This window comes from Aeromicrobium sp. 9AM (assembly GCF_902506105.1).
Lineage (GTDB): Bacteria > Actinomycetota > Actinomycetes > Propionibacteriales > Nocardioidaceae > Aeromicrobium.
In genome coordinates this window covers 112,776-127,005 of record NZ_LR733304.1, presented here as the reverse complement: position 1 = coordinate 127,005, position 14,230 = coordinate 112,776, and the positions used below count along the sequence as shown (strand labels likewise).

Below are 14,230 nucleotides of genomic sequence, written 5' to 3'. Positions count from 1 at the left end.
ATCAGTGCGCAAGATTCTCGCAACAGCAGTCGTGAGCACCGCGGTGGCGCTCAGCCTGACCGCGTGCGGCGGCTCCAGCGACGGCGGAGGCGGTGGTGGCGACAAGGGCACGATCGGCGTCGCCATGCCGACCAAGTCGTCGGAGCGCTGGATCGCCGACGGCAACAACATCAAGAAGCAGCTCGAGGCAGCCGGCTACAAGGTCGACCTGCAGTACGCCGAGGACGACATCCCGACCCAGGTCTCGCAGGTCGAGAACATGGTCACCAAGGGCGAGAAGATGCTCGTCATCGCGGCCATCGACGGCACGGCGCTCGGCGACACGCTGCAGAAGGCCCAGGACACCGACATCCCGATCATCGCGTACGACCGCCTGATCCGTGACTCCGACGCCGTGGACTACTACACGACGTTCGACAACGAGAAGGTCGGCGAGCTCCAGGCGCAGTCGCTGCTCGATGGCCTCGCGGCCAAGGGCAAGGGCCCCTACAACGTCGAGCTGTTCGCCGGCTCGCCGGACGACAACAACGCGACGTTCTTCTGGAACGGCGCGATGAAGGTCCTGCAGCCCAAGATCGACTCCGGCGACCTCAAGGTCGTCTCCGGCCAGACCGGCTTCAAGCAGGCCGCGATCCTGCGTTGGGACCCCGCCACGGCGCAGCAGCGCATGGACAACATCCTGACGAAGAGCTACAGCAGCGAGACCGTCAACGGCGTCCTGTCGCCGTACGACGGACTGTCGCTGGGCATCATCGCGGCGCTCAAGTCCAACGGCTACGGCGGCGGCGACAAGCCCCTGCCCGTCGTCACGGGCCAGGACGCCGAGGTCCAGTCGGTCAAGTCGATCCTCCAGGGTGAGCAGTACTCGACGATCTTCAAGGACACGCGCGAGCTGGCCAAGGTCACGGTCGCGATGATCAAGGCGATCGGTGCTGACAAGAAGCCCGAGATCAACGACGACAAGACGTACGACAACGGCAAGAAGGTTGTCCCGTCCTACCTGCTGGACCCGGTGCCCGTCACCAAGGACAGCGTTCAGAAGGTCCTGGTCGACTCCGGCTACTACACGGACGCCGACCTCAAGTGATACGTGTGGGGCGCCCCTTCTGCGTAGGGGCGCCCCACCTCTCACACCCCCACTGGACCGACAGGAAATCCGCACCATGAAACCCATCCTGGAGATGCGCTCCATCACCAAGGAGTTCCCGGGCGTCCTCGCGCTCGACGACGTCAACCTCACGGTCAACACCGGCGACATCCACGCGATCTGCGGTGAGAACGGCGCCGGCAAGTCCACGCTGATGAAGGTCCTCAGCGGCGTCTACCCGCACGGCTCCTATGCCGGTGACATCGTCTTCGAGGGCGAGGTCGTCGAGTTCAAGGACATCCGCCAGAGCGAGGCGGCCGGCATCGTCATCATCCACCAGGAGCTCGCGCTGATCCCCGAGCTGTCGATCGCCGAGAACATCTTCCTCGGCAACGAGAACGCCTCCGGCGGCATCATCAGCTGGGACCGCACCAACCGTCAGGCGATCGAGCTGCTGGCTCGCGTCGGCCTGGCCGAGAACCCCCTGACCCCGGTCAAGCACCTCGGTGTCGGCAAGCAGCAGCTCGTCGAGATCGCCAAGGCGCTGTCCAAGGAGGTCAAGCTGCTGATCCTCGACGAGCCCACCGCAGCCCTCAACGACGACGACTCCCAGCACCTCCTCGGCCTGCTCAAGGGCCTGCAGGACAAGGGCATCACGTCGATCATGATCTCCCACAAGCTCAACGAGATCGAGCAGATCTCCGACGCCATCACGATCCTCCGCGACGGCAAGACGATCGAGACGCTCGCAGTCGCCGAGGACAAGGTCGACGAGGACCGCATCATCCGCGGCATGGTCGGCCGCGACCTCGAGCACCGCTTCCCCGACCACGAGCCCGAGATCGGCGACGTCCTGCTGGAGGTCCGCAACTGGACCGTCATGCACCCCGTCGACGGCTCCCGCACCGTCATCGACAACGCCAACCTCGAGGTCCACCGCGGCGAGATCGTCGGCATCGCCGGACTCATGGGCGCCGGCCGCACCGAGCTCGCCCGCAGCATCTTCGGGCGCTCGTACGGCAGCCACATCGAGGGCCAGCTGATCCTCGACGGCAAGGAGCTGCACCTCAAGTCGGTCCACGCCGCGATCGAGGCCGGCATCGCCTACCTGACCGAGGATCGCAAGGCGCTCGGGCTCAACCTGCTCGACGACATCAAGCGCTCGGTGACCGCGGCCGGGATCGACAAGCTCCGCAAGGGCCTGACGGTCGACCAGCGCGAAGAGGTCGTGGTGGCGGAGCGCTATCGCAGCAGCATGAACATCAAGACGCCGACCGTCAACGAGGGCGTCGCCAAGCTCTCGGGCGGCAACCAGCAGAAGGTCGTGCTGAGCAAGTGGATGTACACCGACCCCCAGGTGCTGATCCTCGACGAGCCGACCCGAGGCATCGACGTCGGCGCCAAGTATGAGATCTACGGCGTCATCCAGCGCCTCGCCAAGCAGGGCCGCGGCGTCATCGTCATCTCCTCGGAGCTGCCGGAGCTGCTCGGACTCTGCGACCGCATCTACACCCTCGCCGAGGGCCGCATCACCGGCGAGCTCGATCGCGCCGAAGCCGACCAGGAGACCCTGATGCGCTACATGACCACGACACACGGACAAGAGGTACGACGATGAGCACCGCAAGCACGATGAAGGGCCTGTTGCGAGGCAACGTCAGGCAGTACGGCATGGTCATCGCCCTCGTGGCGATCGTCGTGTTCTTCCAGATCAAGACCGACGGCGTGCTGCTGCGCCCGCTCAACGTCACCAATCTGCTGACCCAGAACGCGTCGATCCTGATCCTCGCGATCGGCATGGTCATGGTCATCATCGCGCGCCACATCGACCTGTCGGTCGGCTCGGTGGCGGCCTTCATCGGCGCGATCGCGGCGACGATGATGACGAAGTGGGACATCCCCTGGCTCATCGCCGTGATCCTCTGCCTCGCCCTCGGTGCCGCGATCGGCGCCTGGCACGGCTTCTGGGTGGCGTACGTCGGCATTCCCGCGTTCATCGTGACGCTGTCGAGCATGCTGCTGTTCCGCGGCCTGACCCTCGTCGTGCTCGACGGAGCGACGATCGGCAACCTGCCCAAGGGCTTCCAGTCGATGGGCAACGGGTTCCTGCCCGAGGTCGGGCCTGACACGGACCTCGCCAACCTGACGCTCGTGATCGCGGCCCTGCTGGCGGTGTTCCTGGTGTTCCTGGAGTTCCGCAAGCGCTCGTCCGCGATCCGCTACAACTTCGAGGTTCTTCCGCTGCCGGTGTTCTACGCCAAGCTCGTGGCGATCGTCGGGGCCATCTTCTGGTTCTCCTACATCCTCGCCCAGTACCGCGGCCTGCCGATCGTGGGCCTGATCCTGTTCGTCCTGATCGGCATCTACAGCTTCGTCATGGAGCGCACGATCATCGGCCGTCACGTCTACGCGATCGGCGGCAACGTCGACGCCGCAACGATGTCGGGTGTGCGTACCCGCCGCATCGACTTCCTCGTGATGACCAACATGGGACTGCTCGCCGCCCTCGCCGGCATGGTCACCGCCGCGCGCCTGACGGCCGCCAACCCGAAGGCCGGCACCAACTTCGAGCTCGACGCCATCGCGGCGGCGTTCATCGGTGGTGCCGCCGTCACCGGCGGTGTCGGCACGGTCATCGGCGCCATCATCGGTGGCTTCGTCATGGGTGTCCTCAACAACGGCATGTCGCTGATGGGCACCTCGATCGACTGGCAGCAGGCGGTCAAGGGACTCGTGCTGCTGGCCGCAGTCGCGTTCGACGTGTGGAACAAGAAGCGCACGTCGGTCGGCGGTGGTGCCGGGTCCGAGGACGCCTCCACCTCCGCGCCACCACCTGACGACCTCGTCGACGAGATCAACCAGGCGGCGGTCCCCGGCACGGAGGAAGTGCGCACCTAGCCGCCATAGGATCGACCGCATGAAGACCTCGAGCGCACGACTGTCAGGTCTCGGCACCACGATCTTCGCCGAGATGAGCGCGCTTGCGCTGCGGACCGGCTCGGTCAACCTCGGCCAGGGCTTTCCGGACACGGACGGCCCTGGCGAGGTCGTGGAGGTCGCGGTCGACGCCCTGCGCGGCGGCCGCAACCAGTACGCTCCGGGCACCGGAGTGCCGGAGCTCCGCGAGGCGATCGCGGCGCACCAGAAGCGGTTCTACGGACTCGACGTCGACGCCGACTCCGAGGTCGGCGTCACGACCGGCGCGACCGAGGCCATCGCCTCGGCGCTGCTGGGGCTCGTCGATCCCGGCGACGAGGTCATCGTGCTGGAGCCCTACTACGACTCGTACGTCGCGGTGATCCAGATGGCCGGTGCCGTGCGCCGGCCCGTGACGCTGCGGGCCCCGAACTTTCGGCTGCCGATCGATGAGCTGCGGGCCGCAGTGTCGCCGCGCACGACGGCAATCCTGCTCAACTCCCCCCACAACCCGACCGGCAGCGTGCTGCGGCGCGAGGAGCTCGACGCGATCGCCGAGGTCGCGATCGAGCACGACCTCGTCGTGATCAGCGACGAGGTCTACGAGCACCTCACGTTCGACGGCCTCCCGCACATCCCGATCACGACCCTGCCCGGCATGGCCGAGCGGACGCTGACGATCTCCAGTGGCGGCAAGAGCTTCTCCTTCACCGGTTGGAAGATCGGCTGGGCGACGGGTCCGGCCGAGCTCGTCCGCGCGATGATCGGCGCCAAGCAGTTCCTCACCTACACCTCCGGCTCGCCGCTGCAGCCGGCGATCGCGCACGCGCTGGGCGCCGGCGATGCGTACTTCGACGACCTCCGTGCCCGGCTCCAGTCACAGCGCGATCTGCTGTGCGAAGGCCTGGCCGGTCTCGGGTTCGACGTCTACGTCCCAGAGGGCACCTACTTCGCCACGACCGACATCACCCCGCTCGGGTTCACCGACGGCGTCGAGTTCTGCCGGGCGCTGCCGGAGCGCGCGGGCGTCGTCGCGATCCCCCACCAGGTGTTCTACGACCCTTCGACAAGCTCAGGGCGGCGCCAGAATCCGGGGCGTCCCCTGGTCCGCTGGGCCTTCTGCAAGCAACCCCACGTCATCGAAGAAGCCCTCGACCGCCTCAAGGTGCTCGTCACGACCGGCCCCTAGCCCGAGGAACGAGGGCGTGAGCGAAGCGAAGGGGCGTTACGTAAGCCCCCTTCGCTTCGCTCACAGTCGGCCGCTGGCGGCCTCCTTAGGGGGCGGCCCTCAAGCTCTCACCTGTACGCCGGGGCTCTTGAGGTGCCCTCGGTCGCGCCCTTGCGGAGCATCGGCAGGACCCTTGGGCGTACGAGCTCCGACAGGACGATCACGCTGGTCGACCGCACCACCGATCCGGACTGGCTGATGTGCAGCAGGGTCGCCTGCAGGTCCTCGTGCGACGTCGCCGCGATCTTGCACACCACGTCGGCCGTTCCGCTCGTGACATAGGCCTCGAGGACGTTGGGCAGCGAGTCGAGCTCGTCGGTCACCGCATCGAGCATGCCTTGGGCAATCTCGAGCGTCACGAACGCCAGCACCGGGTGTCCGGCGGCGACCAGGTCGACGTCAGGGCCATACCCGGTGATCACTCCGGCGCGTTCGAGCTTGGCGAGTCGTGACTGCACCGTCGCGCGCGCGACCTTGGTCATGCGGGACAGCTCGAGGTCGCCGACGCGCGGGTGCTCGCGCATGGCCTCCACGAGCGCGACATCCAGCTGATCCATACACCCTCCAAGTGGGCAGATTGTGCAGTTGGGCTCCAGACTACGCGACTGATGTAGCACATGCGCACATCGTTCACTACGCCGCTTGCTCATCCACTCCCGATGCGTTGGTGTGGACCCATGACTCTCGACCTGACTGACTCCGAGCGCCTCGCCCACCTCGACCTCGACCAGCTCAAGCAGCTCGTCGGCCTGGTGGAGTACGACACCGCAGCCGACCCCTTCCCGGTGACCGGGTGGGACGCCGTCGTCTGGGCCGTCGGCAACGCGACCCAGTCCGCGCACTTCTACCAGTCGGCATTCGGCATGGACCTCGTCGCGTACTCGGGGCCGGAGACCGGCAACCGCGACCACCACGCGTACGTCCTGGAGAGCGGCGCCGTGCGGTTCGTGCTCAAGGGCGGCGTCGACCCCGACAGCCCGATCCTCGACCACCACCGCGCTCACGGCGACGGCGTCATCGACATCGCCCTCGAGGTGCCCGACGTCGACGCGTGCATCGACCACGCCCGCACCCAGGGCGCCACGATCCTCGAGGAGCCGCACGACCTCACCGACGAGCACGGCACGATCCGCACCGCGGCCATCGCGGCATACGGCGAGACCCGCCACACGCTCGTCGACCGCAGCGCGTACACCGGCCCCTACCTGCCCGGCTACGTCGAGCGCCGCTCGTCGATCGTGAAGCGCGCGGACGCGCCGAAGCGGATCTTCCAGGCGCTCGACCACGTCGTCGGCAACGTCGAGCTCGGCCACATGGACGAGTGGGTCGACTTCTACAACCGGATCATGGGCTTCACCAACATGGCCGAGTTCATCGGCGACGACATCGCCACGGAGTACAGCGCCTTGATGAGCAAGGTCGTGGCCAGCGGCAACCACCGCGTGAAGTTTCCCCTCAACGAGCCGGCCGTCGGCAAGCGCAAGTCGCAGATCGACGAGTACCTCGAGTTCTACCGTGGTCCCGGCGCCCAGCACCTCGCGCTCGCCACGAACGACATCCTCGACACCGTCGACCGGCTCCGGGCCGCGGGCATCGAGTTCCTCGACACCCCCGAGTCGTACTACACCGACCCCGAGCTGCGGGACCGCATCGGCAACGTGCGCGTCCCGATCGAGGAGCTGCAGCAGCGCGGCATCCTGGTCGACCGCGACGAGGACGGCTACCTCCTGCAGATCTTCACCAAGCCGATCGGCGACCGGCCCACGGTGTTCTTCGAGCTCATCGAGCGCCACGGGTCGCTCGGCTTCGGCAAGGGCAACTTCCAGGCCCTGTTCGAGGCCATCGAGCGCGAGCAGGCCAAACGCGGCAACTTCTGACAAGGGGTACGTTTGGCCTACGGGGCCACACTGAAATGGCAGGTGTGGCGGGGACCCGGGGAAGGCTGAGCCATGGAGACGATGTCAGAGCTGGACATGCTCGTCGGCGCCCTGATCGAGGTCTTGGCGCTCTTGATCGCATGGGCGATCTATCCGTTCGTCGTCGGTCGCAAGCCCTCACGCCGCGACTGACGCCGCACTGCCCTCATAACCAATCGCCGCGCCTCCTCGTTGAGCACGTCACAGGCGAACGAGGGAGAACGCGATGTCGACCACAGGAATCATCGTCTCGGGGCTGATCGAGGTCCAAGGGCTGCTGATCGCCTGGGCCATCTATCCCCGCATCTTCGGGCGCACGTCGCAGCGAGGCTGAGCTCCCCGAGGGAGCAATGCCGGCGTGCTCCCTCGGGAGCAGGCCGGACCGCGAGTCAGTGACCTTGAGCGTGATCGGGCGCGTTCGCACCCGGCACCGCAGGATGGCGCCTGCCGAGGCGGAGGGCGGTTGCGCCCACGGCGAGACACAGCAACCCGAGAATCGCGACGAGAGGACTGGGTGCTCCCGTGTCGGGCAGGGACGCATCAGGCGAGTCGGAGTTCGATCCCCGAGGCACGACCTGGATATCGACCGACGGGTCACAGGTCACCTTGCCATTGGTCGCCGACGCCTGGAGCCTGAGGACGGTTCTCTTCTGGACAGTCGGGATGGCGAAGGTATGACTGAACGTCGAGCCATCCTTGCGTACGACGGCCTTGTTGAAGGACACGCGCCAGTGCACGGGCAGACCCTCGTCTGGCGACGCGACGAACTCGCCGGTCACGCGCAGGGAGTCCCCAGGGTGAACGACTTGCTTGTTGACGCTGATCTGACAGGCCTGGTCCGGGTATGCCGACGCGCTGTTCGCGCCGATGACCCCGAAGGTCAGCACTCCGATGATGAGTCCACAACTCAGAAGTGCCCTCGACGCTCGCCGCATGCCTTCTCCTTGACCACGGCCCAGTCCGAGAGGTGTCGAACCGACCAATTCGCCCCGAAAACGTCCTACGACTACAGACGTGACAACGACCGACAACCGGGCGGGGTTACGCTCTCGCAACCGTCTGCGTGCGGGCCTCGTGGAACCCAGGGAGCGCCAAGCACCACGATCGTCGAACTTCGAGAACTCCCCGCGCCCGCAGGAAATTCACACTATCGTGATCGTCACTGTCGCCCCGGCATCCTTCCTCCGAGTCTGGATGCCGGGGCGGTCAACCCGTGCTCAGAGGTCCGACTGAGCCAAGGCTCGGCCCTTCATCTTGAGGCCGAGCGCAAAGACACAGCCGAAGGCGAGCCAGATGAGGCCGACGGTCTTCGCGTTGCTGCTCGCGTTCCACAGGGCGTACACCAGTACGGCAGACCCGATCACCGGCGAGACCAGATGCACGAAGTACTTGCGCGACTTGGTCCGGACGATGAAGTGCCTCAGCACGCTCAAGTGCAACAGGATGTACGCCGTCAGGGCGCCGAAGGTCACCAAGCTGGTCAGCAGCGCGACATGCTCGACACCGAAGATTCCCACCAGGATCGAGAGGGCGGCGATGAAGAGCATGGCGTTCGCAGGCACCTGCCGCGAGGTCACCTTCGACAGGAATTTCGGGAGCTGCCCGTCACGAGCCATGCTGTAGAGCAGTCGGGCCGAGACGCCGTTGGAGGCGATGGTGTTGGCGAACAGCGCGATCATGGCCGCGACCAACGTCACGACAACCTTGAACCAGTGGGTCATGACATCGCCCGTGATGTTGTAGAAGGCGTTGTTGACTGCATCGCCATCGGCGAACTCCGTGCCCTTGGGCACGAAGGCCGCGGCGAAGTAGACCTGCACGATGAACATGGCAGTCACGGCCCAGAGCACGATCATCGTGGCGCGCGATGTCGTCTTGCCACCGTCGACCGCCTCCTCGTTGAGCGTGGAGATCGCGTCGAACCCGATGTAGCTGAGTGCGGCGATCGGAATCGCGCCGAACACCACGTTCCAGGAGAACTCGTCCGGGTTGAAGATCGGCGTGAACGAGAACGAGCCTTGTCCCTGTGCGATCGCGACGATCGACCAACCGATGAAGGCAGCCAGCGTCACCATCTGGATGTAGAGGAAGATCCGGTTCATCTTGGCGGTGACGTCGATACCGCGCACGTTGATGATCACGGTTGCCACGACGAAGAACACGACCCACGCCTCACCGGGTATGCCGTCCACGAGCGAGGTCATCGCGCTCGCCGCGAACACACAGAGCAAGGCCGGCAACAGCAGGTAGTCCAGGAGGATCGCCCAGCCGCTGATGAAACCGACGAAGTCGCCGATGCCATTGCGGACATAGGAGTAGACGGAGCCGGCGATGGGGAACTCTGTCGCCATCTCCTTGTAGCTCACCGCGCTGAAGAACATCGCGATGGCGGCAACCACGTACACCAGCACGACGGCGCCCGACGAGAAGTTGTAGACGATGCCGAAGACAGCGACGGGTGCGAGGGGCACCATGTAGATGAGGCCGTAGATGACGACGTCGGCCAGCGACATCGACCGCTTGAGCTCTTGCTCGTATCCAAGCGCTTGAAGGGTGTCCTCGGCCTCGTGGCCTGGCCCATCAGCTGCGCGTCCTAGCTCGGTGGACATAGTGTGCTCGATTCTGAGAAGCGGCCCACGAAGGAGCCGAAGTTCAGATCAACGTAGGTATCGGCGCACTCGAATCCCATACGCAGATGTGCGTAATCGCGTCTCCGGCGTCGAAGAAGTACGTATGTCGACCGATGGTGAACATCCCCTCGTATTCCTACTGTGACAGGAATCGGTCAAGACGAGGAGTCAGGCGATGGTGCAGCGAACAACCACGGAGCGGGTAGCCGAGCTGGAGACGGTGTTCGGCCGCCGGTTCAACGCCCGGGTCAGGGCTGACCTGACGAGCGAAGTCCTCGACGAGCTGCTCCGCAATCCCCTCGGCCCGCACACCGACAAGGCGTCGCGAGTCAGGCGCGCCTTGGGCAGCATGGCGATCACCGGCAAGCAGCTCATCTTGTCCCTGGGCCCCGACGGACCGTGGGCGATCGGAGTTGTCACCGTGGGCGCGCCGGGCAACCTGGTCGTCGGCTCCGACGCTCACCACAGCTACGAGGACGCCATGCGCGTCATCTTCACGCATCGCGCTGCACAGTTTGCCGGCCCGGTCGGCACGGAAGGAACCTCCCATGAGAACTGACACTGCTGGCCTCTTCGGCTACAGCAACACGCTGTCCGGCCGCGCCGGCGAGACCCTCTCATTCCACGTGAGCGCCGAGAACGTCGAGCGCTATCGCGCCGAGCTCGTGCGCCTGCGCCACGGATTCACCGGCTCCGCCGGCCCGGGATTCCTCGAGGATCCGGTCCCCAGCTCGATCGACGGGGAGTACGTCGGGCAGGTCCAGACCTGCCAGCCCGGTTCATACGTCGAGGTCAAGCATGATGGCAAGCTCGCCGACTGCACAGAGACCTCGATCCGGGCATACGTCTATCCCACCCTGCCCCGCAGCGAACGATCGGGGGAGTTCGGCGCCTACCACGTCTCTCAGAACTCGATGGTCAGGGACAGCCAGCTCCAGACGGTTCTGAGCACCACGGTCGCTGGTGAGATCGGTGGTTACTCGCTGGCCCTCGACGACGGGATTCCGACGTTCTCCTGGTACACGGACGGGGCCATCCAGACCCTCACGCTGCAGCAGCACCTGCAGGACCACCAGTGGTACGTGCTCGAGGTCACGGCCTCCGCAACTGAAGGCGCCGTCACGCTGTCCGCCTCCCCTGTCGCGAACATCATGAACCGCAACGCGGAAGCGACTGCCGGACTCGACATCGACTTCGCGAGAAGTAGCGCAACCCATTTCGAACCGCGAGTCGGCGACCTCAGGATCGGATCATCCGCGCGCCGGGTGGAAGACCGACTCGTCGCGCACGAGACGTTCAACGGCAAGGTCGGCGGAGTACGGATCGATCGGTTGGGCGGGGACTCGTCGGATCAGAGGGCACTGGGCGACTGGCACTTCGGTCTGAGTCCGCGATCCGACGGCCTCCTGCTCGACGTCGTGGTGGACAAGTCCTCCAACGCTTTCCATGGGACATGCGTGAACACGCCCACGCGAGGCGTGACAGGACCCCTGTTCGAAGGGTTCGTGACCGACTTTCGGCGGGTGCCGGACGAGTACGACGCGATCCACTTCCACGACGACGACATCACCGACGCAGACTGGCCGGCCTCCTTCTCCTTCGAGATCCCTGACGGCCTGCCCAGCGGTGTGTACGCGGCCAAGGTCAGCGCGCCTGGCGTGGAGCAGTTCATGCCGTTCTTCGTCCTGCCGTCCGAGCGCAAGAACCGCGTGGCCGTTCTCTTCAGCACCGCGACCTACTTGGCGTACTCGAACGATCGCATCGCCTTCGAGGCCGACCAGGCCGAGATCATCGTCAGCCACACCCCGATCGTCGATGGTCTCGATCTGGCACTTCAGGACCACCCCGAGTTCGGTCGGTCCTGCTACGAGATCCACAACGACGGCTCCGGTGTCGTGTTCGGAAGCTCGCGCCGGCCGATCCTCACGATGCAGCCGACCCACCGTGCGTGGTTCCAGCACGGCGGAGCGTGGGGCCTGCCTGCCGACCTCTGCATCTCGCACTGGCTGGAACACGAATCGATCCCCTTCGATGCCATCACGGACCATGACCTGGACCGCGAGGGTTACGCGCTGCTCGAGGGCTACGACGTCGTCATCACCGGCGCCCACCCTGAGTACGTCACCAGAACCGAGATCGAGTCGATCGACAAGTATTTGGCGACTGGTGGGCGACTGATGTATCTCGGAGGCAATGGATTCTTCGCAACCGTCTCCTTCGACCCTGAGCAGCCGTACGTCATGGAGCTCAGGCGCGCAGACGGCGGAACCCGCCCCCACCAGTCACCATTTGGCGACGCGCGGCACACGACGTCCGGCGAGCAGGCTGGCCTGTGGCGCAACAAAGGCCTGCCCCCGCAGAAGCTCGTCGGAGTCGGGTTTGCCGCGCAGGGATTCGACCGCTCCACCCACTATGAGCGCCTCGAGGACAGTCACGACCCCATGGCGGCCTTCGTGTTCGACGGGATCGAGTCCGACGAGCTCATCGGCGGCTTCGGGATCATGGGCGGCGGGGCAGCCGGCGCGGAGATCGACTGCTACGACCCGTCCCTGGGCACAGCACCCGGAGCCCTGCTCCTGGCAACGTCCGGACCGTTCTCCGATGGCTATCTGCTCGCTGCGGAAGAGGTTTACGAGACGTTGCCCGGACTCGGCGGGACCGAGAACCCGCGTGTTCGCGCCGACATCGTGTTGTGCCCGATCGAGGGCGGAGGCGCGTACTTCTCGGTGGGATCCATCGCCTTCACAGGATCTCTCTCGCACAACAGCTATGAGAACAACGTGGCTCGGATGACCGGCAACGTCCTTCACCGGTTCCTCCGCAAGGAGCCGATCGACAGCGTTATTTGACCTGGATTTTACCTGGCACCAGCGGGCCGGGAGTAGAGTTGGCACTCTCTCTTCGCGACCCAGAGGTGGCTGTCATGGACACTCCGAGCAGTCGCGTCCTGGTGGAGGCAGCGTTTGCCGCTGGCTCTGCTGACCCGGTTGACGCGGCGGAGTCCGTGCTCTCGATCCTTCGTCCCGCGATCGGCGACGAAGCCAGCAGCTTGATGATGTGGGACGAGTCGACCCACACCCACATTGCGATCGCCGCCAGCGGCTACGACGACGAGACCCTCAAGACGCTCGGAGATGCCTACGCCGGTTCTCTGGCGCACGCTTCGTTGCGTCGGAGCGGGCGGGCCACCCGCATCAGCGACATGCCCAAGGATTATCTGGACTCAGAGATCTACTTTCGCGTCGCGGGATCTGCCGGATTCGGAGATGGCATGTCGGTGTTCCTGTTCTCGGCTCACCACGAATACGTGGGCATGCTGCACATGTCGGCTGCCGCGCCGAACACATTCGGCGACGAGTCGGCAGAGCTCATCAACAACCTTCGGCCGATCGTGTCGCATCTGTGCAACGCGGTGGCACCACGGCACGTGATCCTCGCAGCCCCCTCCTCCATGCGCGCGAGCCTCATGGACGACGCCGGGCGTGTGTGGGAGATCGAGGACTGTGAACCGTCACGCGTCGCGGAGTCCGACGGCTTTGCCAGTGTTCTGGAGGGCTTCCTTCGCTCCCGACTTTCAAGCACGCAGGGCGTCTGGCCGGTCGGCAACGACTGGGTGAGTGTCGATCTGACCCGCGCACATCACCCGTTCGACCGAACCAGATCAGCGGCGATGGTCCGTGAACGGCCGACAGATCAGCTCCTGGGGTTGTCGCCGCGTGAGCTGGACATCCTGCACGGGATGGCCATGGGCCACAGCAACCAGCAGATCGCCGAAGACCGTTGGATCTCACCCCGTACTGTCACCACGCACGTCGAGCACATCCTCGAGAAGATGGACCAGCGATCGCGTGCTGGCGCCGTTTCGGCAGCCTCGCGACTCGGGCTCCTTCGACTGGACGGCACCGCCTCGTGACGTCGTGATCATGCCTCGTGCGAGTCGAGGGGCGCGCCCGAGAGACGGGAGCCAAACCCTGAGGTCGATTTTTCGTTGAGCCGCTTGTCAGAATCGAACTGACGACCTTTTCATTACGAGTGAAACGCTCTACCGACTGAGCTAAAGCGGCCGAGGTTCGCCGGGGATCGCCCGCCGAACCGATCACTGAGTCTACCGGGTGATCGCGCGGACATCACATCGGCCTCTCCCCCGTAGAATCGCACTCGTGACCGACACGACGCAGGCCGAGCTCGAGGAGATCCGGGCGAGCATCGACAACATCGATGCCGCCCTCATCCATGTCCTGGCAGAGCGCTTCAAGTACACCAAACGTGTCGGCAAGCTCAAGGCCGAGCACGACCTCCCGCCCGCGGATCCCGAACGCGAGGCGCGGCAGATCACCCGCCTCCGGGCCCTGGCAATCGAGGCTGACCTCGACCCGGCATTCGCCGAGAAGTTCCTCAACTTCATCATCGACGAAGTCATCCATCACCACGAAGCAGTCCGCCAGCCCTAGTC

Annotated in this window: 12 protein-coding genes and 1 tRNA gene; 9 read left to right on the top strand and 4 right to left on the bottom strand. The window is 65.4% G+C overall.

Annotation, left to right across the window (positions count from 1 at the left end):
- Positions 1 to 4: 4 nt before the first annotated feature.
- From chvE to BOSE46_RS06665, 4 genes are all read left to right on the top strand, one after another.
- Positions 5 to 1,087 carry a multiple monosaccharide ABC transporter substrate-binding protein gene (gene chvE, locus BOSE46_RS06680; protein WP_305782101.1) on the top strand — a complete coding sequence of 361 codons (1,083 nt, stop codon included), beginning with the start codon at positions 5 to 7 and terminating at the stop codon, positions 1,085 to 1,087.
- A gap of 76 nt (positions 1,088 to 1,163) precedes the next feature.
- Positions 1,164 to 2,705 (top strand): multiple monosaccharide ABC transporter ATP-binding protein, encoded by a 1,542-nt coding sequence (gene mmsA / locus BOSE46_RS06675; protein WP_159539503.1) that lies wholly within the window; start codon positions 1,164 to 1,166, stop codon positions 2,703 to 2,705.
- Positions 2,702 to 3,985: a multiple monosaccharide ABC transporter permease gene (gene mmsB / locus BOSE46_RS06670; RefSeq protein WP_159539502.1), complete on the top strand. Its 1,284-nt coding sequence runs from the start codon at positions 2,702 to 2,704 to the stop codon at positions 3,983 to 3,985. The genes mmsA and mmsB overlap by 4 nt, the downstream gene beginning before the upstream one ends.
- Positions 3,986 to 4,004: 19 nt before the next feature.
- Entirely contained in the window at positions 4,005 to 5,192 is a 1,188-nt protein-coding gene (locus tag BOSE46_RS06665) for a pyridoxal phosphate-dependent aminotransferase (RefSeq protein WP_159539501.1), read from the top strand.
- 107 nt (positions 5,193 to 5,299) lie between these two features.
- On the opposite strand, the gene BOSE46_RS06660 is transcribed toward BOSE46_RS06665, so the two are convergent.
- Complete coding sequence (locus BOSE46_RS06660) at positions 5,300 to 5,788, bottom strand: Lrp/AsnC family transcriptional regulator (protein WP_159539500.1); 489 nt, start codon at positions 5,786 to 5,788, stop codon at positions 5,300 to 5,302.
- Positions 5,789 to 5,908: 120 nt separating this feature from the next.
- Here BOSE46_RS06660 and hppD point away from each other — a divergent pair, with 120 nt between their 5' ends.
- Complete coding sequence (gene hppD / locus BOSE46_RS06655; RefSeq protein ID WP_159539499.1) at positions 5,909 to 7,108, top strand: 4-hydroxyphenylpyruvate dioxygenase; 1,200 nt, start codon at positions 5,909 to 5,911, stop codon at positions 7,106 to 7,108.
- A gap of 428 nt (positions 7,109 to 7,536) precedes the next feature.
- Here hppD and BOSE46_RS06650 read toward each other — a convergent pair whose 3' ends face one another.
- Both BOSE46_RS06650 and BOSE46_RS06645 read right to left on the bottom strand, forming a co-directional pair.
- Positions 7,537 to 8,082 (bottom strand): LPXTG cell wall anchor domain-containing protein, encoded by a 546-nt coding sequence (locus BOSE46_RS06650; RefSeq protein ID WP_159539498.1) that lies wholly within the window; start codon positions 8,080 to 8,082, stop codon positions 7,537 to 7,539.
- Between the two features lie 282 nt (positions 8,083 to 8,364).
- Complete coding sequence (locus tag BOSE46_RS06645) at positions 8,365 to 9,756, bottom strand: APC family permease (protein ID WP_201299561.1); 1,392 nt, start codon at positions 9,754 to 9,756, stop codon at positions 8,365 to 8,367.
- Between the two features lie 196 nt (positions 9,757 to 9,952).
- On the opposite strand from BOSE46_RS06645, the gene BOSE46_RS06640 reads away from it, so the two are divergent.
- The 3 genes from BOSE46_RS06640 (at position 9,953) to BOSE46_RS06630 (ending at position 13,690) form a co-directional block, all read left to right on the top strand.
- Positions 9,953 to 10,336, top strand: a complete 384-nt coding sequence (locus BOSE46_RS06640) for a hypothetical protein (RefSeq protein ID WP_159539497.1) — start codon at positions 9,953 to 9,955, stop codon at positions 10,334 to 10,336.
- Positions 10,326 to 12,626: a N,N-dimethylformamidase beta subunit family domain-containing protein gene (locus tag BOSE46_RS06635; RefSeq protein WP_159539496.1), complete on the top strand. Its 2,301-nt coding sequence runs from the start codon at positions 10,326 to 10,328 to the stop codon at positions 12,624 to 12,626. The genes BOSE46_RS06640 and BOSE46_RS06635 overlap by 11 nt, the downstream gene beginning before the upstream one ends.
- Before the next feature lie 74 nt (positions 12,627 to 12,700).
- Entirely contained in the window at positions 12,701 to 13,690 is a 990-nt protein-coding gene (locus tag BOSE46_RS06630) for a helix-turn-helix transcriptional regulator (protein ID WP_159539495.1), read from the top strand.
- A gap of 78 nt (positions 13,691 to 13,768) precedes the next feature.
- On the opposite strand, the gene BOSE46_RS06625 is transcribed toward BOSE46_RS06630, so the two are convergent.
- A tRNA-Thr gene (locus tag BOSE46_RS06625) sits at positions 13,769 to 13,841 on the bottom strand.
- 96 nt (positions 13,842 to 13,937) lie between these two features.
- Between BOSE46_RS06625 and BOSE46_RS06620 the strand changes: the two genes are divergently transcribed.
- Positions 13,938 to 14,228, top strand: coding sequence for a chorismate mutase (locus BOSE46_RS06620; protein WP_082582276.1), 291 nt, complete (start codon positions 13,938 to 13,940; stop codon positions 14,226 to 14,228).
- Positions 14,229 to 14,230: the final 2 nt, after the last annotated feature.

What these genes read in the sequence shown, in the direction of transcription:
- mmsA (WP_159539503.1), top strand. Translation starts at nt 1,164, where the DNA reads ATGAAACCCATCCTGGAGATGCGCTCCATCACCAAGGAGTTCCCGGGC.
- mmsB (WP_159539502.1), top strand. Translation starts at nt 2,702, where the DNA reads ATGAGCACCGCAAGCACGATGAAGGGCCTGTTGCGAGGCAACGTCAGG.
- BOSE46_RS06665 (WP_159539501.1), top strand. Translation starts at nt 4,005, where the DNA reads ATGAAGACCTCGAGCGCACGACTGTCAGGTCTCGGCACCACGATCTTC.
- BOSE46_RS06660 (WP_159539500.1), bottom strand. Translation starts at nt 5,788, where the DNA reads ATGGATCAGCTGGATGTCGCGCTCGTGGAGGCCATGCGCGAGCACCCG.
- hppD (WP_159539499.1), top strand. Translation starts at nt 5,909, where the DNA reads ATGACTCTCGACCTGACTGACTCCGAGCGCCTCGCCCACCTCGACCTC.
- BOSE46_RS06650 (WP_159539498.1), bottom strand. Translation starts at nt 8,082, where the DNA reads ATGCGGCGAGCGTCGAGGGCACTTCTGAGTTGTGGACTCATCATCGGA.
- BOSE46_RS06645 (WP_201299561.1), bottom strand. Translation starts at nt 9,756, where the DNA reads ATGTCCACCGAGCTAGGACGCGCAGCTGATGGGCCAGGCCACGAGGCC.
- BOSE46_RS06640 (WP_159539497.1), top strand. Translation starts at nt 9,953, where the DNA reads ATGGTGCAGCGAACAACCACGGAGCGGGTAGCCGAGCTGGAGACGGTG.
- BOSE46_RS06635 (WP_159539496.1), top strand. Translation starts at nt 10,326, where the DNA reads ATGAGAACTGACACTGCTGGCCTCTTCGGCTACAGCAACACGCTGTCC.
- BOSE46_RS06630 (WP_159539495.1), top strand. Translation starts at nt 12,701, where the DNA reads ATGGACACTCCGAGCAGTCGCGTCCTGGTGGAGGCAGCGTTTGCCGCT.